Annotated in this window: 25 protein-coding genes; 16 read left to right on the forward strand and 9 right to left on the reverse strand. The window is 67.1% G+C overall.

Annotated elements, in window-relative coordinates:
• Positions 1–230: 230 nt before the first annotated feature.
• Positions 231–1,547 (forward strand): MFS transporter, encoded by a 1,317-nt coding sequence (locus tag MY55_RS10980; protein WP_157889288.1) that lies wholly within the window; start codon positions 231–233, stop codon positions 1,545–1,547.
• A gap of 84 nt (positions 1,548–1,631) precedes the next feature.
• On the opposite strand, the gene hslU is transcribed toward MY55_RS10980, so the two are convergent.
• Both hslU and hslV read right to left on the reverse strand, forming a co-directional pair.
• A complete protein-coding gene (hslU, locus tag MY55_RS10985; RefSeq protein WP_043575148.1) occupies positions 1,632–2,978 on the reverse strand; it encodes an ATP-dependent protease ATPase subunit HslU in 1,347 nt (448 codons plus the stop codon).
• Positions 2,979–3,022: 44 nt separating this feature from the next.
• Positions 3,023–3,574 (reverse strand): ATP-dependent protease subunit HslV, encoded by a 552-nt coding sequence (gene hslV, locus MY55_RS10990; protein WP_011133956.1) that lies wholly within the window; start codon positions 3,572–3,574, stop codon positions 3,023–3,025.
• A gap of 150 nt (positions 3,575–3,724) precedes the next feature.
• Between hslV and MY55_RS10995 the strand changes: the two genes are divergently transcribed.
• The 7 genes from MY55_RS10995 (at position 3,725) to MY55_RS11025 (ending at position 10,079) form a co-directional block, all read left to right on the forward strand.
• A complete protein-coding gene (locus MY55_RS10995; RefSeq protein ID WP_047248214.1) occupies positions 3,725–4,432 on the forward strand; it encodes an energy transducer TonB in 708 nt (235 codons plus the stop codon).
• Positions 4,429–4,806, forward strand: a complete 378-nt coding sequence (locus MY55_RS11000; RefSeq protein WP_052258053.1) for an energy transducer TonB — start codon at positions 4,429–4,431, stop codon at positions 4,804–4,806. Before MY55_RS10995 ends, MY55_RS11000 begins: the two co-directional genes overlap by 4 nt.
• Positions 4,803–5,480 (forward strand): MotA/TolQ/ExbB proton channel family protein, encoded by a 678-nt coding sequence (locus tag MY55_RS11005; RefSeq protein ID WP_043575144.1) that lies wholly within the window; start codon positions 4,803–4,805, stop codon positions 5,478–5,480. Before MY55_RS11000 ends, MY55_RS11005 begins: the two co-directional genes overlap by 4 nt.
• The gene (locus tag MY55_RS11010) at positions 5,467–5,877 is read left to right on the forward strand and encodes an ExbD/TolR family protein (RefSeq protein WP_043575143.1); all 411 of its coding nucleotides are present in this window, start codon (positions 5,467–5,469) and stop codon (positions 5,875–5,877) included. Before MY55_RS11005 ends, MY55_RS11010 begins: the two co-directional genes overlap by 14 nt.
• A gap of 180 nt (positions 5,878–6,057) precedes the next feature.
• Positions 6,058–7,905, forward strand: coding sequence for a DUF3857 domain-containing transglutaminase family protein (locus tag MY55_RS11015; protein WP_065202363.1), 1,848 nt, complete (start codon positions 6,058–6,060; stop codon positions 7,903–7,905).
• Positions 7,906–8,100: 195 nt separating this feature from the next.
• Positions 8,101–8,661, forward strand: a complete 561-nt coding sequence (locus tag MY55_RS11020) for a PAS domain-containing protein (protein ID WP_043575138.1) — start codon at positions 8,101–8,103, stop codon at positions 8,659–8,661.
• A complete protein-coding gene (locus MY55_RS11025; RefSeq protein WP_043575137.1) occupies positions 8,658–10,079 on the forward strand; it encodes a methyl-accepting chemotaxis protein in 1,422 nt (473 codons plus the stop codon). The genes MY55_RS11020 and MY55_RS11025 overlap by 4 nt, the downstream gene beginning before the upstream one ends.
• A gap of 66 nt (positions 10,080–10,145) precedes the next feature.
• On the opposite strand, the gene MY55_RS11030 is transcribed toward MY55_RS11025, so the two are convergent.
• Positions 10,146–10,799 (reverse strand): methyltransferase domain-containing protein, encoded by a 654-nt coding sequence (locus MY55_RS11030; RefSeq protein ID WP_052941225.1) that lies wholly within the window; start codon positions 10,797–10,799, stop codon positions 10,146–10,148.
• A gap of 281 nt (positions 10,800–11,080) precedes the next feature.
• Complete coding sequence (gene adh, locus MY55_RS11035; RefSeq protein ID WP_043575134.1) at positions 11,081–12,586, reverse strand: aldehyde dehydrogenase; 1,506 nt, start codon at positions 12,584–12,586, stop codon at positions 11,081–11,083.
• Positions 12,587–12,863: 277 nt separating this feature from the next.
• Here adh and MY55_RS11040 point away from each other — a divergent pair, with 277 nt between their 5' ends.
• Complete coding sequence (locus tag MY55_RS11040; protein WP_065202364.1) at positions 12,864–14,726, forward strand: sigma-54-dependent Fis family transcriptional regulator; 1,863 nt, start codon at positions 12,864–12,866, stop codon at positions 14,724–14,726.
• Between the two features lie 11 nt (positions 14,727–14,737).
• On the opposite strand, the gene MY55_RS11045 is transcribed toward MY55_RS11040, so the two are convergent.
• Complete coding sequence (locus MY55_RS11045; protein WP_047258276.1) at positions 14,738–15,649, reverse strand: LysR family transcriptional regulator; 912 nt, start codon at positions 15,647–15,649, stop codon at positions 14,738–14,740.
• A 92-nt stretch (positions 15,650–15,741) separates the two neighbouring features.
• Between MY55_RS11045 and MY55_RS11050 the strand changes: the two genes are divergently transcribed.
• Positions 15,742–16,548 carry an NAD(P)H-dependent oxidoreductase gene (locus MY55_RS11050; RefSeq protein ID WP_047238375.1) on the forward strand — a complete coding sequence of 269 codons (807 nt, stop codon included), beginning with the start codon at positions 15,742–15,744 and terminating at the stop codon, positions 16,546–16,548.
• 50 nt (positions 16,549–16,598) lie between these two features.
• Here MY55_RS11050 and MY55_RS11055 read toward each other — a convergent pair whose 3' ends face one another.
• A complete protein-coding gene (locus MY55_RS11055; protein WP_043575125.1) occupies positions 16,599–17,303 on the reverse strand; it encodes a pseudouridine synthase in 705 nt (234 codons plus the stop codon).
• A gap of 100 nt (positions 17,304–17,403) precedes the next feature.
• Here MY55_RS11055 and MY55_RS11060 point away from each other — a divergent pair, with 100 nt between their 5' ends.
• Positions 17,404–18,387, forward strand: coding sequence for an FUSC family protein (locus tag MY55_RS11060; RefSeq protein WP_043575122.1), 984 nt, complete (start codon positions 17,404–17,406; stop codon positions 18,385–18,387).
• On the opposite strand, the gene MY55_RS11065 is transcribed toward MY55_RS11060, so the two are convergent.
• Positions 18,369–20,273 carry a GGDEF domain-containing protein gene (locus tag MY55_RS11065; RefSeq protein WP_080770224.1) on the reverse strand — a complete coding sequence of 635 codons (1,905 nt, stop codon included), beginning with the start codon at positions 20,271–20,273 and terminating at the stop codon, positions 18,369–18,371. The genes MY55_RS11060 and MY55_RS11065 overlap by 19 nt on opposite strands.
• 288 nt (positions 20,274–20,561) lie before the next feature.
• Between MY55_RS11065 and MY55_RS24445 the strand changes: the two genes are divergently transcribed.
• Positions 20,562–21,125 (forward strand): TetR/AcrR family transcriptional regulator, encoded by a 564-nt coding sequence (locus MY55_RS24445; protein ID WP_065202365.1) that lies wholly within the window; start codon positions 20,562–20,564, stop codon positions 21,123–21,125.
• Between the two features lie 7 nt (positions 21,126–21,132).
• Here the strand turns inward: MY55_RS24445 and MY55_RS11075 are convergent, their stop codons facing one another.
• Positions 21,133–21,924, reverse strand: a complete 792-nt coding sequence (locus tag MY55_RS11075) for a substrate-binding periplasmic protein (RefSeq protein ID WP_052878012.1) — start codon at positions 21,922–21,924, stop codon at positions 21,133–21,135.
• Positions 21,925–22,073: 149 nt separating this feature from the next.
• Positions 22,074–23,480 carry a DEAD/DEAH box helicase gene (locus MY55_RS11080; RefSeq protein ID WP_047248209.1) on the reverse strand — a complete coding sequence of 469 codons (1,407 nt, stop codon included), beginning with the start codon at positions 23,478–23,480 and terminating at the stop codon, positions 22,074–22,076.
• A gap of 220 nt (positions 23,481–23,700) precedes the next feature.
• Between MY55_RS11080 and MY55_RS11085 the strand changes: the two genes are divergently transcribed.
• The 4 genes from MY55_RS11085 to MY55_RS11100 all read left to right on the forward strand — a co-directional run bounded on the left by MY55_RS11085 (position 23,701) and on the right by MY55_RS11100 (position 26,233).
• Entirely contained in the window at positions 23,701–24,393 is a 693-nt protein-coding gene (locus MY55_RS11085; protein WP_052258049.1) for an MliC family protein, read from the forward strand.
• A gap of 88 nt (positions 24,394–24,481) precedes the next feature.
• Positions 24,482–25,018 (forward strand): YaeQ family protein, encoded by a 537-nt coding sequence (locus MY55_RS11090; RefSeq protein WP_043575115.1) that lies wholly within the window; start codon positions 24,482–24,484, stop codon positions 25,016–25,018.
• 10 nt (positions 25,019–25,028) lie between these two features.
• Positions 25,029–25,526, forward strand: a complete 498-nt coding sequence (locus MY55_RS11095) for a YgjP-like metallopeptidase domain-containing protein (RefSeq protein ID WP_043575114.1) — start codon at positions 25,029–25,031, stop codon at positions 25,524–25,526.
• Between the two features lie 110 nt (positions 25,527–25,636).
• The gene (locus tag MY55_RS11100) at positions 25,637–26,233 is read left to right on the forward strand and encodes an alpha/beta hydrolase (protein ID WP_043575111.1); all 597 of its coding nucleotides are present in this window, start codon (positions 25,637–25,639) and stop codon (positions 26,231–26,233) included.

Genomic DNA, 26,233 nt, shown 5'->3' on the forward strand with positions numbered 1-26,233 from the left:
GCAAGTCATTGATTTTCATTCAAATAGGCAGTTTGCATTTTTATTGAGCCTCCGAAAAATCCGCTGAAAACCCGCCTGCCACCGTGATTGGCTGGATAGATAACTTTGGAAAATCCTCCAAAACCGGCCGAATTTTCATTCTTACCGTCAGAAATCGCGAACGCCTCCTACATTGGCGTGACAATGTCATTTCGTGATAGGATCAAATGCCTTCCCCACCGGAGCGCGCCATGCAGACTTCCCTACGACAACGACTGAATGGCCTGCCTCCCGGTTTCCATCTGCTGATGCTCAGCGACGTCTTGAGCGGGCTGGCGATGGGCGCCGGCTATGTCAGCATCAGCTGGTGGGTGGTATCGATGGGCGGCGCCCGCGACATGGCCTGGTTCAGCACGCTGACCGCGCTGGTGATGCTGGTGGCGCTGCCGCTGACCGCGCCGCTGGGCGACCGCTTCCCGAAAAACCGCGTCATCGCCGGCGGCATCCTGCTGGCCATGCTGTCCGGCCTGGCGCTGGCGGCGATGGCTTGGTTCCACTTCTATAGATTGGCGTGGGTGGTGGCCAGCGAATCGATGGCCATGTTCGCCTGGGCCATCGTAATTCCTTCCATGTTGAGCATCGCCGCCGAGCTGGTGCCGGCAAACCGGCTGTCCGACGCGCTGTCGATGCAGAAAAGCTCGCAATCGGTAGGCAACCTGATCGGCCCGGTCATAGGCGGCAGCCTGATGGCGGTGGCGCCGGCCTGGATGGCGCTGGGCAGCTATACGCTGCTGCTGGCCATCGCCGCCGTCGGCGCCTTGCGCATCCGGTTGCCGGCGCGCAGCTTGGCGGATGTCCGGGCGGAAAGCTTCATCGAACAGATCCGCAGCGGCCTGCGCGTGCGCTGGCGCATTCCGCTGGAGCGCCGCTGGGCGCTGTGGGGCTTGCTGGTGATGACCGCCTACTTCCCGATGGTGGTGACGCTGCTGCCGATCAAGCTGCATCAATTGGGCCTGCCGGCGTTCTGGCTGGGCGCCTGCGAGGCGGCGGTCAGCGGCGGCCTGCTGGTCGGCTCGCTGTGGCTGACGCACCGCCTGCTGCTGCACTGTAGCCGGCCGCGCGCCCGCGCTTTCGCGATGTGGGCGCTCGGCGCGGTATTCCTGGTGGTGGCGTTGACCGATCATCCGCTGGTGATGCTGGCAATGTTCGGCATCGAAGGCGCGCTGCTGTCGATCACCATGCTGATCGGCCAGACCCATCGCACGCTGGCGGTGCCGGAGCCCTATCGCGCGCGGGTGTCGGCGATCAATGTGCTGGTGGCCAAGCTGGGCGGCATGCTGGGGCCGGCGCTGGCCGGCATCCTGCTGGCGCGCTGGTCGCTGGATGAGGTCTATCTGTTCTTCGCCCTGTTCCACCTGCTGACGGTGCCGCCGATGCTGCTGCTGCCCGGCGTCAACCGCTTCCTGAACCTGAGCCATGACGAGGTGAAGGACTGGTACCTGAAACAGCACCCGGAGGCTTTCGAGCCGATGGCGCCGGCGGGCGGCAAGCTGGAACAATCGGCATAAAGCGAAACGGCGGTCCTTTCGGGCCGCCGTTATACCTTATATATAGATTGGCTTCTCTCCACCGGGGAAAGAAGCCAACCCACGTCACAGCACGTAGCGCGCCAGATCTTCGCGCTCGGCCACTTCGCCCAGCTTGCAGTCCACATACGCGCCGTCGATCTTGCGCTCGCCGGACTTGGCGTCGAAAGCCACCTCCTCCAGCAGCTTTTCCATCACCGTGTACAGGCGGCGCGCGCCGATGTTCTCGGTTTTCTCGTTGACCTGCCAGGCGATCTCGGCCAGACGCTGGATGCCGGACTCTTCGAACGCCAGCTCCACGCCCTCGGTAGCCAGCAGCGCCTGGTATTGGCGCGTCAGGCAGGCGTTGGTGCTGGTCAGGATCGCCTTGAAATCGTCCACCGACAGCGACGACAGCTCGACGCGGATCGGCAGCCGGCCCTGCAGCTCCGGAATCAGGTCCGACGGCTTGGACAACTGGAAGGCGCCGGAGGCGATGAACAGGATGTGGTCGGTCTTCACCATTCCGTACTTGGTGGACACGGTGGTGCCCTCCACCAGCGGCAGCAGGTCGCGCTGCACGCCGGCGCGCGACACGTCGGCGCCACCCTGGCCTTCGCCGCGGCTGGTGACCTTGTCGATTTCATCGAGGAACACGATGCCGTTCTGCTCGACGTTCTTCAACGCTTCCGCCTTCAGCTCTTCCTCGTTGACCAGCTTGGCCGCCTCTTCGTCGACCAATTGCTTGAAGGCGTCGGCCACCTTCATCTTGGCGGCCTGCTTCTTGCCCGCGCCCAGGCCCTGGAACATGCCCTGCAGCTGGCTGGCGAAATCCTCCATCCCCGGCGGCGCCATCACGTTCATCTGGGCGATGGGGGCGGCGATTTCCAGTTCGATCTCTTTGTCGTCGAACTTGCCCTCGCGCAGCATCTTGCGGAATTTCTGCCGGGTGGCGCCGTCCTCATGCTTGTCCTCGACCGCCGGTTCGCCGGCGAAGAAGCCGGTTTGCGGCTGATGCACGCGCGGCAGCAGCGCGTCGAGGATACGCTCCTCGGCGGCGTCTTCGGCGCGGACGCGGTTGCGCTTGATGGCGGCGTCGCGGGTTTCCTTGATCGCCACTTCCGCCAGGTCGCGGATGATGGTGTCGACATCGCGGCCGACATAGCCGACCTCGGTGAACTTGGTGGCTTCCACCTTGATGAAGGGCGCGCCGGACAGCTTGGCCAGGCGGCGGGCGATCTCGGTCTTGCCGACGCCGGTGGGGCCTATCATCAGGATGTTCTTCGGGGTGATCTCGCTGCGCAGCGGCTCGGCCACCTGCTGGCGGCGCCAGCGGTTGCGCAAGGCGATGGCCACCGCGCGCTTGGCGGCGTGCTGGCCGATGATGTGCTGGTCCAGCTCGTGGACGATTTCCTGCGGGGTCATTTGCGTCATGACGATCTCCGCCCGGCCGCGCGGGCCGGGCCTTGCATTCGGGGTCAGGCCTCGTCGTCCGGGCCCAGGGTTTCGATCAGGTGGTTGTGGTTGGTGTAGATGCAGATGTCGCCGGCGATCTCCAACGACTTCTTCACCACCACCTCCGGCGCGAGATCGGTATTCTCGAACAGCGCGCGCGCGGCCGACTGCGCGAAGGCGCCGCCGGAACCGATGGCGGCGATGCCCTGCTCCGGCTCCAGCACATCGCCGTTGCCGGTGATGATCAGCGTGTGGTCCTTGTCGGCGACGATCAGCATCGCCTCCAGCCGGCGCAGCATGCGGTCGGTGCGCCAATCCTTGGCCAGTTCCACCGCCGACACCAGCAAGTTGCCCTGATGCTTCTGCAATTTGGCTTCGAAGCGCTCGATCAGGGTGAAGGCGTCGGCGGTGCCGCCGGCGAACCCGGCCAGCACCTTGCCGCCGTGCAGCTTGCGTATCTTGCGCGCCGTCGCCTTGATCACGATGTTGCCCAGGGTCACTTGCCCGTCGCCGCCCAGCGCCACGCGCTCGCCGCGACGGACGGAAACGATGGTGGTTCCGTCAAATTGCTGCATGTTCGGTATTCCAATGGATATCAGGGATGCCGGCATGCGCCGGCTCAGCTCTGAATATGCAGGCGATCGCGGCGATTGCAAGCAGCGTTTGCTCGCGGCGCGGCCGCGCCCTGTTGTATAATGAGAATTATTTGTATTATCATCGATTTCATGAAACCCCTGCCAACCTTGCAACTTTCTGCCATCGGCGCGGTGCTGGGCCTGCATGCGCTGGCGCTGTGCTTGCTCAATGGCCAGCCCGGCCGGGAGCTGCCGGTGACGCCGCCGCGGCTGCTGACATCGATGACGATGCTGGCGCCGGCGGCCGCGCCCAAGGCCGCCGCGCCGTCTCCCGCCGCCCCGCAGAAACCGCAGGTCCAGGCCAAGGCCGCGCCTAGCAAGGCCATCCCGCAGACGCGGCCGCTGCCGGCAGTGAAGCCGCAGAAAACCGACACGCCGCCGCCGGCGCCCGCCAAGGCCATCCAGGTGGCCGCCGCCGCTCCCGCAGCCTCTGCTGCCCCGGCGGCGGAGCCGGCCAAAGCGCCCGGCGGCGGCAAGCCGGACGGCGACAGCCGCCAGCAGCAAATCACCGAGCCGCTGTCCACCGGCGGCTACCTGAACAATCCGCAGCCCGCCTACCCCACCGTCTCCAAAGAAGAAGGCGAGGAAGGCACCGTGCGCCTGCGCGTCCATGTCAGCGTGCAGGGCCTGCCGCAAGAAGTGTCGGTGCAAAGCAGCAGCGGCTTCCCGCGCCTGGACCGCGCCGCGCTGGCCTCGGTCAAGCGCTGGCGCTTCATCCCGGCCAAGCGCGGCGCCGAGCCCATCGCCTACACCTACATCGTGCCGGTCGAGTTTTCCTTGAAGTCCAGCAGGTCATGAGCGCCGCCGCATATCGCCAGGCCGGCGCCGCGCTGGCGGCGGCCATGCTGATGCTGACGAACGCCGCGGCAGAACCTAGTCCCGCCGGCCACGATCAAGCCCGCCGCAAGCAAACCTCCTCCTTGTCCGAGGAAGCGATGGAGGCGATAGCGGCAGGCCAAGCCGGTCTCGCGAAAGTGCGGGTGCTGATCAGCGCCGAAGGCCTGCCGCAGGAGATCGCCCTGATTAGCAGCAGCGGCGTCCCGCAATTGGACGCCGCCGCATTGAAAACCGTCAAAAACTGGCACTTCACCCCAGCCAAACGCGATGGCCAGGCCATTCCTGTCATCGTTATCGTCCCTATCGAATTTTCTTTGAAGCCTGGCAAACCATGAATCTAATGACCGTATTCCACCAAGGCGACGCCGTACTGATTTCGGTGTTCCTGATCCTGATCCTGATGTCGGCGCTCACCTGGTACCTGATCATCGTGCGCGGCGTGCAGACCCTGCAGGCGCGCCGCGCCAACCGCAGCGCCGAGAGCGCGCTGTGGAGCGCGGCCGGCTGGACGCAGGCGGAGCACCAGTTGGCGCACAGCCGCGGACAGGTGGCCAACCTGACCCGCGCCGGCCTCGCCGCGCTCAAGCAGTACCAAAGCCAGGCCGGACGCGCGCTGGGCCAGGCTTGCGGCGTCGACGAATTCCTCACCCGCGCCATCCGCAAGGCGCTGGCGCAGGAAAACGCCCGCCAGGAAGCCGGCCTGACCGTGCTGGCCTCCATCGGCTCCACCGCGCCTTTCATCGGCCTGTTCGGCACCGTCTGGGGCATCTACCACGCGCTGGTCAATATCGGCCAGGCCGGCCAGATGAGCATAGCCGCGGTCGCCGGGCCGATAGGCGAAGCGCTGATCGCCACCGCCGCCGGCCTGGCCGCCGCCATCCCGGCGGTGCTGGCCTACAACGCCCTCACCCGCGCCCAGCGCGTGATGTCGCAGGAACTGGACTATTTCGCCCACGACCTGCACGCCCAGTTGTTGACCCAATCCGGAGAGCAAGATGGCGTTCGGTAGTTTCAACCAGGGCCCGGCCGCGCCGATGGCCGAGCCCAACACCACGCCGCTGGTGGACGTGATGCTGGTGCTGCTGGTGGTGTTCATCATCACCACCCCGCTGCTGACCAACGCGGTCAAGGTGGACCTGCCGCGCGCCCAGGCCGCCCAGCACCAGGACAAGCCGGAACAGATCCGCCTGGCGGTGGACGCCGCCGGCAAGCTGTTCTGGAACGACAAGGCGGTGGCGGAAGCCGACCTGCCGGCCCGCTTCGCCGCCGCCGCCGCCGCCAATCCCGAGGTGGAACTGCACCTGTCGGCCGACAAGGCCGTGCGCTACGAAACCGTGGCCAAGACCCTGGCCGCCGCCCAGAGCAACGGCGTCGGCAAGATAGGCTTCGTCACCGCCGCGCCCTGAGCGCCAGCCCGCTTCCCGCCCCGGGGGGCTGGGCAGCCGCCGCGGAACCCCGCGCCGCCGGCCCACACTAAGCCATATTCCCGCGCCGCTGGCCTGCGCCAGCCGGCCATGGCAAGATTATTGCCTCATCTATCGACCCACCCCGCGCGCCGCGGCGCGCCAGCCAAGAATGGTTTCCCGATGCGTTTTCCCGTTTCCCTGTTGAGCACCACGCTGGTCCTGGCCGGCCCCGCCGCGCTGGCGGCGCGCCAGCCGGCGGAAGAGGCGCCGCTGGCGCTGAAGGCCAGCATCAGCTGCCGCCACAACGCCGACAACAGCCTGGACTGCACCACCCGCAACCAATTCACCATCCTCAAACCCGCCGGCAAGGAGTTTTTGTCGCGGATAGATTTCACCTACCCGGACACCGACAAGCTGGAAGTGCTGGGCGGCGAAGTGCGCCAGCAGGACGGCAAGGTGGTCAAGCTGGAAAAGTCGCAGGTGGAAACCCGCGCCGCGCCCAACCCCTACGCCGGCGTCAGCCGCGACAAGCAAACCTGGCTGGCCTTCCCCGAATTGGCGGTGGGCAGCGTGGTGTCCTACCAGGTCAGGCACCATATCGCCGCGCCGCCGCTCAGCCGCGAGCTGCTGTACCGGCTGGACTTCGATCCCGAGCCGGTGCGCTACGACAGCTATCATTTCGAGCTGGATTCGCCGCGGCCGCTGCTGTGGCGCGCCGAAGCGATGGAAGGCTTTCAGACCGCGGCCAGCGCCGACGGCAAGCGGATCACCGTCGACCAGCGCGGCAGCCGCTACCTGAACCTCACCAATGAATGGAGCAATAGCGCGCTGCGCCGCTGGCCGCGGCTGAGCATCGCCACCAGCGACTCGCCGCAGCAGCATTTCGGCGTCTACGCCGAGCGCTACAACGCCATCCTGGCGGCGCCGTTGCCGCCGGGCGCGGCGGCGGTGGTGTCGCAGCAGCGCGGCAAGCCGGCCGCCCAGCAAGTGGCCGCCTTCATGCAGCACATCAACAGCCATTACCGCTACCTCAACGACCAGCGGCTGGCCGAACGCGGCCTGGTGCCGTTCACGCTGGCCGAAATCGAGCAGCACGGCTACGGCGATTGCAAGGACCTGGCCACCTTGCTGACCGCGATGCTGCGCCGCGCCGGCATCGCCGCCGAACCGGCGCTGGTCTTCCGCGGCAACTTCGCCCAGCAGCCGCTGCTGCCTGGCCTCGGCACCGTCAACCACATGATCGTGCGCGCGCAAGTGGACGGCAAAACCGAGTGGCTGGACGCCACCAACCCCTTCTTCGCCGCCGGCCGCATCATGCCTGACCTGCAGGAGCGCGCGACCTACCTGATGGGCGACGACGGCAAGGTGCGCCAGGACTTCATTCCGCTGCAGGCGGCCACCCTCAGCAGCTCGGTCAAGCGCGTCGAAACCCTGAAACGCGACAGCAGCGCGCGCATCGTCAGCCAAAGCCTGCTGGCCAGCTGGCCCTTGATCGAAATGACGATGCAGGACCGCTACCAGGGCAGCAGCGGCACCGACCAGAACATCTGCCGCGGCCTCGGCAACCAGACGCAGAACTGCAAGGTGGCGCGCGCCGCCACCGGCTTCCTGATTCCGGAGCGTTACCCGATCCAGATAAGCGGCGACGACACCCGCGCGCTGGAGAAGATCTCCGGCCTCTACCTGTACGACCCGCGCCTGGAAAGCCGCTGGAACGACTTCGACAACTACCGCGCCAACGGCAACCAGGCCGACGTCTACCTGGGCGACCCGGAAATCATGGAGCGCTCGCTGGAACTGAAAGGCGCCAAGGCCATCCAGCCGCCGTTCAGCTGCCAGGCGCGCTCGCCCTGGTTCGACCTGGACCTGAAGCAAACCGCCGACGCCAGCGGCGTCCGCTACCAATACCGGCTGAGCAGCAAGGTGCGCTGGCTGAGCCACGACGACATCGTCAGCCCGGAATTCGCCGCGCTCAGCCGCCAGGCCCGCGCCTGCGCCACCCAGGTGCGGCAGATCCTGAAGCTGTAAACCCGGCGCGCGATGTCGGCGCCAAGGGGGATGGTCGCGGCCTCCCCTTTTTTGCCGCCAGCAAGCATTCGATTTAAATAAAATGATTTTAACTTAAACCATTTCGCAATAAATCCTTGCCCTGTCATGCACAGGACATGACAATGCCAATTTGCCGGCAATACTACAAAGAGCATGGTCAAAGAGAAGCAGACAATGGAAAAAACAGCCATCGGCAGAGGCGCCGGCCGGGAAGTGCAGCTCGCGCCGCACGAACTGATCGTCACCAAGACCGACCCCAGCGGCCACATCACCTACGCCAACCGCGTGTTCATGCGGGTGGCCGGCTACGCCGAGCACCAGCTGCTGGGCAAGCCGCACAACCTGATCCGCCATCCCGACATGCCGCGCGGCGCGTACCGGCTGATGTGGCAGACGCTGCAGGCCGGCCACGAATTCTTCGCGCTGGTGAAAAACGCCACCGCGGACGGCAACTACTACTGGGTGCTGGCCAACGTCACGCCCGATTACGACCCGCAAGGCCGCCTGCAGGGCTACTACTCGGTGCGGCGCCCGCCCAGCCGCGCCGCCATCGCCGCCATCGAACCGATCTACGCCGAAATGCGCAAGATAGAAGCCAGCCAGGGCAAGGCCGCCGCGCCAGACGCCTCGCGCGACTGGCTGCTGGCGCTGCTGGCGGAAAAAGGCTGCAGCTACCAGGACTTCATCCTGGGGCTGAACGCCGACGTACTGAAAGCCAAAGGAGTCACCGGATGAGTTCCCCCCGCAAAGCCAGCCCCTTCCTGCGCTCGCATCTGGCCTGGGTGCTGGCGGGCTTCAACGCCCTGGTGGTGCTGTCCATCGTCGACGACTACCTGCTGCCGGCCGGCGCCCAGGCCGCGGTCAGCGTCCTGCTGCTGATCGCCACCATCGCGCTGTCCTGCTGGCTGTGGCAAAAGGGCAGCCGCATCTTCCTCCTGCTCAACGCCCTCACCCGCCAGCTGGGCCTGGCCTGCAGCGGCGAATTGCACCACCGCAGCACCGGCACCCGCGAAATGGGCGAAGTCGGCCAGGTGGCCTGGCAGCTGAATGACTTCCTCGACCTGGTGGAAACCTACTTCAAGGAAATCAACACCTGCTTCCAGGAGATCAGCCAGGGCAACTTCTCGCGCCGGCCGCTCAACCAAGGCCTGCCCGGCATCCTGGCCAGCTCGCTGGAGAACGTGAACAAGACCATCCAGACCATGGCCGACAACGACGGCTTCGTGCGCCGCAACCGGCTGTCGTCGCAACTGGCGGCGCTGAACAACCCCAACCTTCGTCACGACCTGTCCGGCAGCCAGCACGACCTCACCGCCATCAGCCAGGCGATGGACGCGGTGGCCGGCATCACCCGCGACAACGCCGCCGGCGCGCGCGAAAGCCTGGACAGCGCGGCGGAATTGTCCAGCCACCTGGATACCATCGCCGGCAGCGTCAACAGCATGGATCAGGCCAGCCAGCTGCTGGCCCAGGAATGGCAGGGCATAGAAAGCTCGCTGGCCGACATCTCGGCCATCGCCGACCAGACCAATCTGCTGGCGCTGAACGCCGCCATCGAAGCCGCCCGCGCCGGCGAAACCGGCCGCGGCTTCGCGGTGGTGGCCGACGAAGTGCGCAAACTGGCCGAGCGCAGCAAGAGCACCGCCAACCAGGTGCAGAATGTGCTGGAATCGCTGTCCACCCGCATCGCCGACATGCAGGCGCAGGCCAGCGACGCCGGCGGCGTGGCCGGCAATGTGCAGACATCGGTGGAATCGTTCCGCCAGCGCTTTGCCAGCCTGGCCGAGCAATCCGACCGGGTGTTGAAGCAGGTGAGCGAGGTGCAGCAGAAGTCGCAGACCTCGCTGCAGAAAGTGGCGCACGTGATCTACAAGCAAAGCGCTTACCACGCGATCGAGGAAGCCGAGGCCCAAGCCCCGGCGGTGGAGCTGGAGCACTGGATAGACGGCGGCGGCGCCAGCCTGTTCGGCGCCTCCGCCACCCAGGCGCTGCGCCAGCCGCTGGCGCAGCTGCAGCAGCAAGTCGGCGCGGCGCTGGCCGCCGCCAGCCAGAGCGGCCAGCTGGACGAGGCCGGCATCGTCGCGCGGATGCAGGCGATGGAGCAGGCCAGCCAGAAGCTGCAGCAGGGCCTGGACCAGCTGTCCGCGGCCTGAGTCCGTCCCCTCTTCCCCTTGCCAAGCCGGGCCCAGCCCGGCTTTTTCACGTCCGCGCGCGGCGCCTCAATGGCGCTTCGGCAAACGGTATTGCAGCAGCCAGAAATGCTCGCGCCGCAGCAAGGCCATGTCGCTGACGCCATGCCGGCCCAGCAGGATGCGCAATTCGGTTTCGCTGGGAAAGTTCTTCAATAGCCGCAGCTCGCCGCCGTCGGGTCCGGGCCGCATCTGGTAGCCGTTGCCCGCCGCGTCATACTCCACCAGCGGATATTCGCGGCACTGCGCCTCGCTGTCGTCCAACCACAGCACCTCGGCGCCGGCCTGCAAGCCGCCGTGCAGGCCAGCCAGCCAATCGTCGCGGCGCTGCTTGGGCAGCCGCGAAAAACACTGCGCGGCGAAAGCCGCGTCGAAACCGCCGGCGCCGGCCGGCAGCGCGCAGTCCTGCGCCAGGCGAAACTCCACCCGCTCCACGCCCGGCCGTTGGCGCGCCAGCGCCAGCGCGGCAGCGGCCTCGTCCAATGCCAGGTAGCGCCGCGCCCGCGGCGCCAGGTATTGCGTCCAGTAACCGCTGCCGCACGCCCATTCCAGCACCTGGCGGCCGGCGAACTGCTGCGGCAGATAACGCCGCAGCCAGACCAGCTCCAGCGCCCGCTCGGGCTGTTCGTACGCCGCGTCGCCCTCTTCCGCGCCATGGATGCTCATTTCCCGGTCCGACTGCATGCGTGCTCTCCCACGGGCCCAGCCCTTTGCGACCCGAATAGCATACCACCCAGTCCACCCCCTGTATTTGTTATAAATTACGTAAATAAAACATGTATATCATTAAATAAATAATATTTAGCTTATTGCTCTAGGCGAAATCCATAAATCCCGCAATCAAGTCGTCATGGAAAATGCTCCTCTCGGCAGCCTTCATCCCCGCCGCCGCGCTGCCCATGAAAAAACCGCCCGAGATGGGCGGCTTTGCAAAACCGCGGCGCCGGCCCAAGGACCGCGCCGGCTCAGAAAAAGCCCAGCTTGTCCTCGCCGTAGCTGACCAGCAGATTCTTGGTTTGCTGGTAGTGGTCCAGCATCATCTTGTGCGTTTCGCGGCCGATGCCGGACTGCTTGTAGCCGCCGAAGGCCGCATGCGCCGGGTAAGCGTGGTAACAGTTGGTCCAGACGCGGCCAGCCTCGATGTGGCGGCCCATGAAGAAGGCGGTATTGATGTTGCGCGACCAAACGCCGGCGCCCAGTCCGTACAGGGTGTCGTTGGCGATGGCCAGCGCCTCGTCGCGGTCCTTGAAGGTGGTCACCGACACCACCGGGCCGAAGATTTCCTCCTGGAAGATGCGCATCTTGTTGTTGCCGGCGAACACCGTCGGCTGGATGTAGAAGCCGCCGGCCAGCTCGCCGGCCAGTTGCGCGCGCGCGCCGCCGGCCAGCACCTTGGCGCCTTCGTCGCGGCCGATGGCGAGGTAGCTCTGGATCTTGTCCATCTGCTCCTGCGACGCCTGGGCGCCTATCATGGTGGCCGGGTCCAGCGGGTTGCCCTGCTGGATGGCGGCGACGCGTTTCAGCGCCTTTTCCATGAAGCGGTCGTAGATGGATTCATGGATCAGCGCGCGGCTGGGGCAGGTGCACACCTCGCCCTGGTTCAGCGCGAACATCACGAAGCCTTCGATGGCCTTGTCGAAGAAGGCGTCGTCCTGCGCCGCCACGTCGTCGAAGAAAATGTTGGGCGACTTGCCGCCCAGCTCCAGCGTCACCGGAATCAGGTTCTGGCTGGCGTACTGCATGATCAGCCGGCCGGTGCCGGTTTCGCCGGTGAAGGCGATCTTGGCGATGCGCTTGGAGCTGGCCAGCGGCTTGCCGGCTTCCACGCCGAAGCCGTTGACCACATTGAGCACGCCCGGCGGCAGCAGGTCGCCCACCAGTTCCATCAGCACCAGGATGGACAGCGGCGTCTGCTCGGCCGGCTTCAGCACCACGCAGTTGCCGGCCGCCAGCGCCGGCGCCAGCTTCCACGCCGCCATCAGGATGGGGAAGTTCCACGGGATGATCTGGCCCACCACGCCCAGAGGCTCGTGGAAGTGGTAGGACACGGTGTTGGCGTCGATTTCGCCCAGGCTGCCTTCCTGCGCGCGCACGCAGGCGGCGAAGTAGCGGAAATGATCGATGGCCAGAGGAATGTCGGCGGCGCGGGTTTCGCGGATCGGCTTGCCGTTGTCCCAGGTTTCCACCTCGGCCAGCAGGTTCAGATTGGCCTCCATCCGGTCGGCGATCTTGTTCAGGACGATGGCGCGCTCGGTCACCGGCGTATGGCCCCACTTGAAACGGGCGGCGTGGGCGGCATCCAACGCCAGCTCAACGTCTTGCTCGTCCGAGCGCGGAATCTCGCACAAGGTCTTGCCGGTGATCGGGGTGACGTTTTCGAAATAGCGGCCGTTCACCGGCGGCACCCATTGGCCGCCGATGAAATTGGCGTAACGCGTCTTCAATTGAAATCCAGGTTGCAGGCTTGCCATCTTCAGTCTCCTCGTCTGGTGGATGGTGGCTATCCGTTCAGCGGATTGCGCAACAGCGCAAGCGCCGTGCCAGATTTATGATTTCTGCATTGCACCATCGCACCGGCCCTTGCAAGGCGAAGCCGCCGGACTCTCCATTGCGCAACGCAGCAAACCTCTCGCGGAATCAAGGAATTGCCAAGCGCGCGGATGCGGCGATAATCGGCCGTATCGCCAATCAAACTGTCTCGCGCCGCGACACCTGTCGCAGCGTGGCGAGGCAGGCCAGGAGCCGCGCATGAACGCTGTCCGCAGTTTGCCGCTGGACGAGATCCGCCGCCGTTTCTTCACCGGCCAGCCCTTGCCCGGCCAGGCGCTGCCGCCACCCATCCTGCACTCCTGGCAACGCTGCCGCAGCCTGGGTCTGCCGGCCGGCGGCGGCGGCGGCGACAAGCTGAGCCCGATGGAGCTGAACGAAAGGCAGCAGGCGAACCAGGACTGGCTGGCGCCGGCCGCGCCGGCGCTGGCCGGCTTGTACGAACAAGTGGCCAGCCAGCAGCTGGCGCTGGTGGTGGCCGACAGCCACGGCCTGATCCTGGACCAGAGCGGGCATATCGATTTTCTGAACAAGGCCGAGCGGCTGGCGCTGACGCCGGGCATGGACTGGAGCGAGGCCGCGCGCGGCACCAACGCCATCGGCACCGCGCTGGCCGCGATGGACAGCGTGCTGGTGCGCGGCGGCGAGCATTACCTGGAGCGCAACCGGGTGCTGGCCTGCGCCGCCGCGCCCTTGCTCGGCCCGCAGGGACAGTTGCTGGGCGCGCTGGACATCAGCGGCGCCAGCCGCAAGCTGGGGCCGCCGCAAATCCTGGCGCTGCACGCCGCGCGCGGCCAGATCGAGGCGCGCTTGCTGGAGGACGCCGCCCGCCACGGCTGGCTGCTATGCCTGCACGCCGATCCGCGCCTGCTGGACGCGCCCTCCGCCTGCAAGCTGGTTTTCGACGGCGATGGCCGCCTGCTGGCCGCCAACCGCCCGGGTTTGGCGCTGTGCGGTCTGGAAGCCGGCGGCTGGCAGGCGCGCCATTTCGCCGCGCTGTTCGGCCAAAGCCTGGAGCACTGGCTGCAACGCCATGGCCAGGCCATCGGCGCGCTGCGAATCGGCGCGCAACGATTCTCCGCCCGGCTGAAGCCGCCGGCTCCCGCCCAATCGGCCGCGTCTGCCAGCCGTTCGCCTCGGTCCGCGCCGCTGGCGAAAGCAGCGCCCGCCGCCGCCATCGCGCCGCTGGACGGCGCGCCGCCCGAATTGTTCGCCGCCGCGCGCAAGCTGCTGGAGGCCGACATTCCGGTGCTGATCCTGGGAGAAACCGGCACCGGCAAGGACCGGTTGGCGCGCGCGCTGCATGGCGCCGGCAGCCGCCGCGGCCAACCCTTCGTCGCGGTCAACTGCGCCGCCATTCCCGAAGGCCTGATCGAGGCCGAGCTGTTCGGCTATCTGCCCGGCGCCTATACCGGCGCCAACCGCCAGGGCAGCAAGGGCAGGTTGCGCGAGGCCGACGGCGGCGTGCTGTTCCTGGACGAAATCGGCGACATGCCGCTGGCCCTGCAGGCGCGGCTGCTGCGGGTGCTGCAGGAGCGCGAAGTGACGCCGCTGGGCGGCGGGCCGGCGCAACAGCTGGACATCCGGCTGATCTGCGCCACCCACCGCGACCTGCGCGCCAAGGTGGACGAGGGCGCTTTCCGCGCCGACCTGTATTACCGGCTCTGCCACTATCCGCTCAGCCTGCCGCCGCTGCGCGAGCGCGGCGACGTGGCCGCCATCGCGCAGCGCATGCTGGACGAAATGGGCGCGGCGCGGCGCGGCATCGCGCTGGCGCCGGAGTTGGCGCGGGCTTTCCGCGGCTACCGCTGGCCCGGCAATCTGCGCGAATTGGCCAATTTGCTGGCCACCTTGCTGGCGCTGGCCGACGACGGCGCGCAACTGGAAATCCGCCATCTGCCGGCCTTGCTGCGCGCCGATATGGCAAGCCAGGGCCATGCGGTGCCGGACAGCGCCATCGCCGATTTGCTGCGCCGCTGCGGCGGCAACGCCAGCGCGGCGGCGCGCGCGCTGGGCATCAGCCGCGCCACGCTGTACCGCCGCTTGGGCAAAACCGCCAAATAAGCGCGGCTACGCTATGCCGCGGCGGACTCTGCCATCAACTCGGCAAACTGCTGCCGTATCCAGCGCTGGCCCGGATGGCTGTGGTTGCGCGGATGCCAGACCATCGCCACGCCGAAGCCGCTGAGCGGAAACGGACACGCCTCCGTCTGCAGCGGCACCCGGCTGACCGCCACCAGCCGCGCCGGCAGCAAGGCGAGATAATCGGTTTGGAAAACGATTTCCGGCACCAGCAGAAAAGACGCCGCCGACAAAGCCACCCGTCGCGCCAGCGCTTGCTCGGCCAGCGCCGCATCCACCGCGGTGCTGAAATCGCCGCTGCCCAGCGACACCACCACATGCTGATGCTGCAGATAGCTCTCCAAGCTGAGGCCCTGCCGCCAAGCGGGATGCCCCGGCCGGCCGATCAGGACATAGCGGTCTTCAAACAAGGGCTTGGCATGCAAGCCTGGCGGCGCGCCATCCGGGCTGATCAAAGCCAGATCCACCTCGCCGCTCTCGGCCTGGCGCTGCAAGCGGGACGCTTCCAGATGGCGCAGCGCCACCCTGATGCCCGGCGCGCGCAGGCGCAAGCGCTGGATCAGCGGAATCGCCGCCACCGCCTGGGCGTAATCGGTGCAGGCGAGCTGCAAAGTCATGCTGGCGGCGGCTGGATCGAACGCCTGGTGCGCCAGCAGGTTTTCGCGCAGCTGTTGCAGCGAGGCCTGCAAGGGCGCCAGCAACTGCTCCGCCTTGGCGGTGGGACGCATGCCGCGCTGCGTCGGCAGCAACAGCGGATCGCCGAACAGTTCGCGCAAGCGGGCCAGCTGCGCGCTGACGGCTGGTTGGCTCAGATGCAGCCGCGTGGCCGCGCGGGTGACGTTGCGCTCCTCCAGCAGCGCTTCCAGCGTATGCAACAGATTCAAATCCAGGCGCTTGGTATCCATGAAACAGATAGCTCATCAGAAAAGCATCGATTTCACTTATTTATCATGCCGGCACACACTGACGCCATCGAAACCCCATTGAAAGTCCACGCATGCGCCGCACGATATTGCTGGTCTACGCCCAGCCCGAGCCTCGCTCCCTGACCCGCGGCTTCGCCGCCGCCGCCGTGGAAACGCTGACGGCGCAAGGGCATCAAGCGCTGCAGTCCGATCTCTACGCCATGCGCTGGAAAGCGGTGCTGGACGCCGACGATTTTCCGGCGCGGGCCGATCCCGGCCGCCTGTCTTTCATCGACGAATCCGGCCACGCCTACGCCAATGGCGCGCAAACGCCCGATGTCGCCGAAGAGCAGCGCAAACTGCTGGCCGCCGACGCGGTGATCTTCATATTTCCGCTATGGTGGTACGGCGTGCCGGCCATTCTGAAAGGCTGGTTCGAGAGGGTGTACGCCTATGGCTTCGGCTATGGCTACCAGAACCAGGCCAACCGGCTGCGCTACGGCGACGGCGCGCTCAAGGGCAAACGCGCGCTGCTGGCGGCGATGGTAGGCGGCGGCGAACGGGACTACGGTCCGCGCGGCATCAACGGCCCGCTGCAGGAGCTGCTGTTCCCGGTCACCCACGGCTGCCTGTTCTACCCCGGCATGGACGTGCTGCCCACCCACGCGGTCTATGGCGTCAACCATTTGAGCGCAGCAGACCTGCGCCAGCAACTAGACGCGTGGCGCACGCGCTTGGCCGGCTTGTTCGACGAAGCGCCCATCCCGTTCCGCCGCCAGAACGGCGGCGACTATCCGGACGGACACCAGCTGGCCGACCACATCGCGCCGGACAAGGAGGGCATCTGCGCGCACGTGGCCGCGCCGGGGCCGGCGATGACCGGAGCCGCGGCGCAATAAAAAAACGGCGGGGAGACGCGTTCCTCGCCGTTTTTGGCTTTCGGATTCAATCAGAAGCCGAAGGCCGCCAATTCTTCGGCCGTCAGATGCCGCCATTCGCCCGCCGGCAGATCGCCCAAGACAATAGCCCCCAGGCTTTCGCGGTGCAGCGCCTCGACGCGGTTGCTGGCCGCCGCCACCATCCGCTTCACCTGGTGGTACTTGCCTTCGGTGATGGTCAGCAAGATGGTGTGCGCGTCGATCTGGGCTACGCTGTCGGCGGCGAACTCGCGCGCCTCGTCGTTCAGGTACACGCCGCTCTGCAGTTGGGCGATCAGCTCCGGCGTCGCCTCGTGCTTCAGCGTGACGCGGTAAACCTTGGGCACCAGCTTTTTCGGCGAGGAGAGCGCGTGGATGAACTGGCCGTCGTTGGACAGCAGGATCAGGCCGGTGGTGTCCACGTCCAGCCGGCCCACCGCGCTGATGTCCAGATTGGAGAACTGGTCCGGCAGCAGCCGGTAGATGCTGGGGTGGCAGTTGGGCTTGTGCGAGGTTTCGTAATTGGCCGGCTTGTGCAGCAAGAGGTATAGCGGCCCGCGCACCACCGGCCACGGCTCGTCGTCCACCGTCAAGCTGGAAATGTCGGCCAGCTCGAACTGGGCGCGGTAGTTGTCCACCACCTCGCCGTTCACTTCCACCAGGCCGTAGTCGATCAGCTGGCGGCATTCCTTGCGGCCGCCGAAGCCTTGTTGTTGCAACAGTCGATAGAGTTCCATGGCCGGATGGTAGCACGCGCGCCGCGCGCCTGCCCGGCTTGCCTGCGGCGGCGCGCGACGCCATAGTCATCGGGAGCGGATTGAACGAAAGACCCCCGGCATGTCCTACCCGAAATACGCGCTGCACAGCCTGGGATGGGTGCGTTACCAGCGGCGGCGCATCCTGCGCGCGGCGCTGTTCAGCGCGCTGCTGTTCGCGCCGGCGGCGGGGCTGACGCTGGCCGGCCACGGCGGCGGCGTGTTCCTGTTCGCGCTGGCCGCCAACTACAGCGCGCTGTGCATGATGATGGCGCGCCGCTTGCAGCCGCTGTCGCTGCTGGCGATTCCCGGGCTTTACCTCGCCGGCCGGCTATGCGCCGGCCAGCCGGCGGCCATGCTGGCCCTGCTGGCGGCGGGGCTGGCGCTGCAGGCGCTGAGCGCGCGCCGCGGCCTGCACAAGGGCGTGCAGTTCTGGCTGTTCGCGCTGCTGTTGGGAAACATGACGCCGACGGCGGCGCTTCCGCCATGGCAGGAAGCAGCCTGGATGCTGGCCGGCGCCGGCTACGGCGGCGCGCTGGCGCGGCTGGGGCTGCGCGACTGGTTCCGCGTGCTGCCGGCCGCCTCGTCCGCCGACTGTCGCCGCTATGGCTGGCATCTGCTGCCCTGGGGCATTCTCGCCTGGCTGGCCGGCGGCTGGATGCGCAGCGCCCACGCGTGGTGGCTGCCGATCGCCGCCGTCGCCATCCCCGATCCGTCGCCGGACCAGATGCTGTGGCTGGCGCGCGAGCGGGCGATAGGCACGCTTGCCGGCGCGCTGCTCAGCGGCCTGCTGTACTGGTCGCTGCGCGCGCTGGACGCGGCGCCGTTGTGGCACGTGCTGGCGCTGGCGCTGCTGCAGATGGCGATGCTGATCGCGATGCGGCACAGCTTCCGCGTCTTCGTCGCGCTGCTGACCGCGCTGGTGCTGTCGCTGCTGCCGCCGGAACAGCTGGCCAGCGGCGCGCTGGAACGGGTGGAGGACACGCTGCTCGCCGCGCTGCTGTTCGCCGCGCTGGCCTGGTTTCTGCGCCAGCGCCGGCGCGACGCTCAGGACGGCAAGGGCTGAAGCGTCGCCGCGACGCACACCCGGTCGCGCCCCATTTGCTTGGCCTGGTACAAAGCGGCGTCGGCGGCGTGGACCACGCTTTCCGCATCCTCGCCGTGCATCGGGCTGAGCGCCAGGCCGACGGACAAGGTGATGGACAAGACATGTTCCTGCGCCCGGATCGGCATCGCGCGGACCGCGTCGCACAAGCCTTGCGCCTTGGCGTGCGCCGCCTCCAGCGACGCGCCCGGCAGCAAGACGAAGAATTCCTCGCCACCGTAGCGGCAGACGATGTCGCCGCAGCGGAAATGATCGCTGAGATACGCCGCCAGCGCCGTCAGGACCATATCGCCGCAGCGATGGCCGTAGCTGTCGTTGATGCGCTTGAAATGATCGGCATCCACCATCAGCACCGCCACATCGCGGTGCAGCGCCAGCATGTGGGCCAGCACGCGGGGCAGGATTTCGTCCAGATGGCGGCGGTTGAACAGCCCGGTCAACGGATCGCGCAGCGCCTGCTCGCGCAGGCCCTGCTGCAATACCTCGATTTCACCGACATGGCGGCGCAGCGCGGCGTTGGCGTCGTGCAGGCTCTGCTCCAGCCGCTTGCGCTCGCTGATGTCGTTGACGCCATTGATCACGTACCAGATCTTGTCACTCTTCACCGCCGAACAGGAAATCAGCGCCCAGAACTCGCGCCCGTCGGCATCCTTCAGCTTCACCTCGCGGTCCAGCACCTGGCCGGCGGCGCGCAGGTCGCGCGATACCCGCTCCCGCTCCGCCGGGTCGGCGTAGAAATCCTGCACCCGCAGCGAGCGCTCGGGCAGCAGCCGCGCGCCGAACAACTCCTCGGCGCGGGTGTTGGCGTAGATCAGCTGGCCGCCGGACAAGCGGTTCATCGCCAGCGGAAACGGCGCGGCGTCGGCCATCAGCCTGAGCCTGGCCTCGCTTTCCGCCAGCTGGCTGGTCCTCTCCCGCACTTTGGCCTCCAGCGACTGGTTGGCCAGCAGCAAGCGCCGCTCCACCTGCCGCCTCTCCTCCAACAACGCGCCGAACACCAGCAGGGTCGCCGACTGCGCCAGCGCCAGCAAGGCCGCGTTCAGCAGCGGGTAGCCGCCGCCGTCCGACGCCAGCGCGCCATGCCCCAGACGCACGCCAAGCAGCGCGGCCGACGCCACGCCCAGCGCCAGCAGGTGCGCCAGCAGCGGCCGGCCGCGGAAAGCCAGCCACAGCAGCGGCATGATGAACAGGTAAGGCAACATAGCGTAGCGGCCGCCGCCGCCATCCAGCAAGCAGCACACCAGCGCCGCCAAGGCCAGCGTGGCCAGCGCCACCGCCGCGCTCTCGCGCCAGCGCGCCGCGCCGCAAGCCGGTCCCGGCCTGCCCAGCAGCAGCAGGATGGGGGTCAGCGTCAACACCAGCGCCATGTCGCCCAGCCAGATCTGCACGCCCGTGAGCGCCAGCTCCGGCAGGCGCCGGCCATATTCCGGCAGCAACGCGAATACCTGGCCCAGCGCCGCCAGCAGGCAAGCCAGCGCCGCGGCGGCCGGCAACCCGGCCGGCACGTCGGCCAGCTGGAGATGCGGCGGCCGGCGCCGCAGCAGGCCGGCGCCCAGCAAGGCGGCTCCCAGGCCGCTGGCAGCCTGCAACAGGACATCGGCCATCCGCCCGGCTCCATCCCACGCCAGCCACAGACCGGCCAACGCCAGCGCCGGCCAAACCCGGTTTCCCAGACGCGACAACAGCGCCAGCGCCAACGGCAGGCCAGGCTGCAGCCAGGCCGCCGGCGGCCCGGGCGGCAGCAGCCGCGCCAGCGCCAGCGCGAAAACGGCATAGGCCAGCGCGGCGCCGCCTTGGCGCAGCGCCGCGTCCCCCAGATTGCGCATCGAGGCATTGCTTGGCGGCATCTTGGCTCCATCCAGCGCGGATCGTTGAATGTCGTCCGCTTATTATGCATTTCAGATTAGCCGCGCGCCGCGCGCAAATCCATGCGCAAGCCGCGCCATGATGTGAACGTTTTTTGCCGGGACAGGCCGGCGCTCGGGTAAAGGCGCGAGCGGAATGGAATGGGGCAGGATGGATGGGCCGCCTCCGCTGAAAACGGCGGAACCAGGCGGCCGACGCTATCCCGCTGATTCCCTTAGGCAATGTTTATATTATAGTTATCATGCCAAACCGCCCGAGCAGGAGGTCCAATGCGCTATCCCGGCAGCCACAAGCTCCAGACCCGCCGCCGCATCATCGCGATCGCGTCGCTGCGCTTTCGCGCCGAAGGGCTGGCCCATGTCGGCATCGCCAACCTGATGGCCGACCTCGGCCTGACCCATGGCGGCTTCTACGCCCACTTTTCCGGCAAGGACGCGCTGATCGCCGCCGCCTGCTGCGAAGCCCAGGAACAGATGAACCGCCACTGGCGGCAACAACTGGCGGAGGCGGCCGACGGCGCATGCCTGGCGGCGCTGGCGGAACAATACCTGAGCCCGGCCCATCGCGATTTTCCCGACTCCGGCTGCGTGGCGGCGGCGCTGGCCGGCGAGCTGGCGCGCCAGGGGCCGGCGGTGAGGCGGCGCTTCACCGACGGCTTGCTGCCGATGCTGGAAACCCTGGAAGAAGCCCGCCGCCGCGACGGCGCCGGCCCGCCGCCGCTGGCCAGCCTGGCGCTGATGGTGGGCGCGCTGCTGCTGGCGCGCGCGGTCAGCGACGACGAGCTGTCGCAGCGCATGCTGGACGAAGCGCGCGCGGCGCTGGCAGGCGGCTGACGCCGCCTCAGGGCGAGACGGTTCTGGGCAATAGACAGGCTTCGCGCGTTTCCGTCACCAGCCGCTCGAATTCGCCGCTGTCCTGCAGCGCCTTCAGGCCGCGGTTGAAACGCTCCACCAGCTCCTTGCCGCGCGCATGCTTGCGCCAGATCACCACATGCAGCGGCGCCGACCAGAACGATTTGGCCTGCGCCTCCAGCAGGGCGCCCTGCTGCGGCGGAAAATGGTGGGCGATCAGGTATTTGCCCACCTCCAGGTCGATGGGGAACAGGTCGATGCGCCCGGCCAGCAGCTTGCGCAGATTGATCAGGTCGTCCGGCGCGCTGTCCACCGTCAGCAGGCCGCTCTTGGCCTGGGCGTCGAAATCGTCGGAATAGAAATTGCCGACGGTGACGCCCACCCGGACGCCGCGCAAATCGGCCCAGCGGTTCCACTCCAGCCTGCGCTCCTTGCGCTGGAAAAACACCATGCGCGCCGACAGCACCGGCTGCGTGTACAGCAGGTCGCGCTTGCGATCCGGCGTCGGCGCCCAGCCAAAACTGCCGTCCACCTGGCCGTTGCGCGCCGACTGCAGCGTGCGGTTGTTGGGATAATAGCGATAGGTGACATCGACGCCGCCGCGGGCGAAAGCTTCTTTCACCAGCCGCGACAGAATGCCGTCGTACGGCAATTCCTGGCCCATGTACGGCGGCCATTCCTGATTGGACAGGGTGATCTTGAGGCGTGGGGCAGCCTCAACCGGAGCCGCCAGCAGCACGGCCCAGCTCAGGATACCCAGCAGATAGCCGTGGTATCGCATCGTTTTCCCGATTCTTGCAAAGTCAGCAAGCTGCCTTTGTTTTATATGCTGCAGACAGTCTCTTGCTGAGCATAACCGGCAATTCGACGCGCTTCAATGCGAATGGGCCCGGTGCAATTCACACCGGGCCCATCGTCTAAACAGCTTGCTTAGCGGCTCTTCGGCGGGCTGAACAGCGCGGCGCGCGGCGCCGACGACTTAGGCGAGCGGGCGCCGTCCTGGCGCGCCTGGCTTTGGCCCTGACCGCCGCCGCGATGGCCGTGGCCGGCCGGCTTGCTTTCGGTTTGATGGCGCGGCTTGGAAGCCGGGTTGCGCGGCTGCTGGCTGCGTCCCTGGCCGCCTCGGCCCTGGCCTTGACCCTGGCCGCGGCCGCGCGCGCCGCCGCCCATCGGGATCGGCTCCGGCTTGACGTTGAGGTCGGCCTCGAAGCCCGGCACGGTGAAGCGCTCGATCGACATCTTGATCAGCTTCTCGATATCGCGCAGGAAGCTGAACTCGTCGACGCAAACCAGCGACAGCGCTTCGCCCGGCGTGCCGGCGCGGCCGGTGCGGCCGATGCGGTGCACGTAGTCTTCCGGCACGTTGGGCAGCTCGAAGTTGACCACGTGCGGCAACTGATCGATGTCCAGGCCGCGCGCGGCGATATCGGTTGCCACCAGCACCTGCAATTCGCCGCTCTTGAAGTCGGCCAGCGCGCGGGTGCGCGCGTTCTGGCTCTTGTTGCCGTGGATGGCGGCGGCCGTGATGCCGATCTTGTCCAGTTTCTCCGCCAGCCGGTTGGCGCCGTGCTTGGTGCGGGTGAACACCAGCACCTGGAACCAATTGTGCTCGCGGATGAGATGGATCAACAGCTCGGTCTTCTTGTCGCGGTCGACCAGGTGTACCTTCTGGGTCACCAGTTCGTTGGTGGTGTTGCGGCGCGCCACTTCCACCAGCTTGGGATTGTCCAGCAGCTTGTCGGCCAGCGCCTTGATCTCGTCGGAGAAGGTAGCGGAGAACAGCAGGTTCTGCCGCTTGGCCGGCAGCTTGGCCAGCACCTTCTTGATGTCGTGGATGAAGCCCATGTCCAGCATGCGGTCGGCTTCGTCCAGCACCAGGATCTCGACGCCGGACAGGTCGACGGTCTTTTGGCCGACGTGGTCCAGCAGGCGGCCCGGCGTCGCCACCAGGATATCCACCGGCGAGCGCAGCGCCTTGATCTGCGGATTGATGTTGACGCCGCCGAACATCACCAGCGACTTCAACGGCAGGTATTTGCTATAAGTACGCACCGACTCCTCCACCTGCGCGGCCAGTTCGCGGGTGGGCGTCAACACCAGCGCGCGCGGGCGGCCGGCATGGTGGCTGGGCGAACGCATCAGCAGCTGCAGCAGCGGCAGCGTGAAGCCGGCGGTCTTGCCGGTGCCGGTCTGCGCCGCGGCCAGCAGGTCGCCGCCTTGCAGCACTTGCGGAATGGCCTGAGCCTGAATCGGGGTGGGCGTGGTATAACCGGTGTCGGCGACCGCGCGCAGCAAAGGGTCTGCCAGGCCTAGGTCGGCAAAGGTAAGATCGGACATAATATGCTCCTGCGACGGCCTATCGCAGAACTGCGACCAATCCAGGCTGACGGGAAAAGAAGTTGAACTCGGATGAGATAAGGCGCGCGGGACTGGCACACGCGCGAAGCGTCGCAGTGTACAGACATTCGCCGGGGTTGGGAACTGATGGCCTTGGCCCTGCGCACAGGAGCCGGCGCGCCGCCGGCTCGCTCCATGTAGTCGTTTTCGAGGATTGAATATGCCCATAGCCTCGCACAGGCTGATAGGCTTGCTGCTGCTGCTCCCCGCGCTGGCGCTGGCCGGCAAGAACGACCGGCCGCACGCGGCCGGCTCCGGCCACGCCGCCGCGGACGCGGTCAAGCCGGCCGAAGAAAACAGCGACGCGCCGCCGCCGGTCGCCACCGACTTCCACTGCGACAAGCCCGCCAATATGGTGGAAAGCATGGTGTGCCAGGACGACGGCCTGACCCGGCTGGACAACCGCCTGGAAAAGGTCTACGCCCAGGCGATGGGCCAGGCGGAGCAAAGCCGCAACGGCGCGCAGGCCAAGCTGGTCGGCGAACAGAAACGCTGGGTGAAGAGCCTGAAGGACTGCCTGAAGAACGAAGACCCGCACATGTGCCTGGGCGACACCTACATCCTGCGCATCTCGCAGTTGCAGGCGGCCTGGGGCCTGGCGCCGTCGCTGACGCCGCTGCGCTACCTGTGCCGCGGCCAGCCTTCGTCCACCATTCTGGCCACCTTCTACCGCACCCATCCGGCCACCGCCAAGCTGGAGCGCGGCAACACCCTGGTCATCGTGCACCAGGGCTTGAGCGGCAGCGGCGCGCGCTATGTCGGCCAGGGCGTGGAGTTCTGGATCAAGGGCCGCGATGCCAGCGTCAATTGGCGCAGCGAATCGCTGGAGTGCACCAGCCAGCCGACCCCATGAAACATGGCGCCCGGCCCCGGCTGCGGTTAGAATCGACCGCCCGCGCCGCACCCCGCGCCGGGCTTACCGACTTCGCGAAGATTCCGCCATGGCCCTGACCGCCACCATTTACAAAGCTTCCCTGACGCTGTCCGACATGGACCGCGGCTATTACGCCAGCCACCAGCTGACCCTGGCGCAGCATCCCTCGGAAACCCTGGAGCGGATGATGCTGCGCGTCGCCGCCTTCGCGCTCAACGCCAGCGAGACGCTGAGCTTCACCCGCGGCCTCAGCGCCGACGATGAGCCGGAACTGTGGCAGAAGAACTATTCCGACGAAATCGAACTGTGGGTGGAGCTGGGCGAGCCGGACGAAAAACGCCTGAAAAAAGCCTGCAGCCGCGCCGACAAGGTGGTGCTGTACACCTACGGCGGCCGCGCTAGCGAAGTCTGGTGGAGCCAGATCGAAAACAAGCTGTCGCGGCTGGACAAGCTGGAAGTGTTCCGCATCGATTTCGACGCGCTGCAGACGCTGGCCGGCCTCGCCCAGCGCAGCATGCAGCTGAACGTCACCATCCAGGACGGCCAGATGTGGCTGGCCGACGAGCAGCACACCGTGCTGCTGGAACCGCAGCGGCTGAAATAACCGCGCCCCGATGCCAGCGCTCAAATACCTGCTGAACTACCCGCCCGCCCTGGTGCAGCAGGCGCAGGCGCTGCTGGATTCCGGCCAGCTGGGCGCGTGGCTGCAACGCAAATATCCCGACGCCAACGAGGTGCAGACCGACAAGGCGCTGTACCAGTTCGTCGCGGCCATCAAGCAGCGCTACCTGAAAAACGCCCCGCTGCCGGCCAAGGTGCTGTACGACAACCGCCAGCATCCGCTGAAGGGCACGCTGGGCACCAACACCCTGGTGTCGCGGGTGCAGGGCGGCAAACTCAAAAGCAAGAGCGAAATCCGCATCGCCGCGCTGTTCCGCGAGCTGCCGCTGCCTTTCCTGCAGATGATAGCGGTGCACGAGCTGGCCCACCTGAAGGAGCGCGACCACGACCGGGCCTTCTACCAGTTGTGCTGCCACATGCTGCCCGACTACCACCAGCTGGAGTTCGACCTGCGGCTGTGGCTGAACTGGCGCGAGCGCGAAGCGGGATGAGCCGCCGGCCGCTTTTATAATTCAGCAGAATATCAAAACCATTCCATATTATTTTTAATGCAGCCGCGGCCGCGCTACAGTCAGGCCATCCTCTCTAGCGGAAGCCCGCCATGCTCGCCACGCTGCAGCCGTTCGACCTCATCATCCAGCCCGGCTGGAACAACTCCGGCCCGCGCCACTGGCAAAGCCACTGGCAGCGCCGGCTGGGCGCGCGCCGGGTGGACAACGCCGACTGGGCCCAGCCGCAGCTGGAAGACTGGCTGGATGGGCTGGACGCCGCGCTGTCGCGCTGCCGCCGGCCGCCGCTGGTGATCGCCCACAGCCTGGGCTGCGTCACGGTGGCGCACTACGCGCAGCGCCACCCCGGCCGCATCGCCGGCGCGTTGCTGGTGGCGCCGGCCGACGTCGAGCGGCCCTTCGTGCCGGCGGAACTGATGAATTTCGCGCCACTGCCGCGCCGGCCGCTGCCCTTTCCGGCCAGGATAGTCGCCAGCAGCAACGACCCCTTCTGCAAGACCGCGCGCGCCGCCCGGCTGGCCGGCTACTGGCAGGCGCCCATCACCTGGCTGCAGCACGCCGGCCACATCAATGTCGATTCCGGCCACCAGCAATGGGAAGAAGGCTGGCCGCTGCTGCGGCAATTGGCCGAGCGCGCGCTCAGCCGGCTGGAATCGGACACCGCCGCGCCGGAGGCGGCGATGGTCTAG

The sequence above is a fragment of the Chromobacterium subtsugae genome (genome assembly GCF_001676875.1).
GTDB lineage: Bacteria > Pseudomonadota > Gammaproteobacteria > Burkholderiales > Chromobacteriaceae > Chromobacterium > Chromobacterium subtsugae.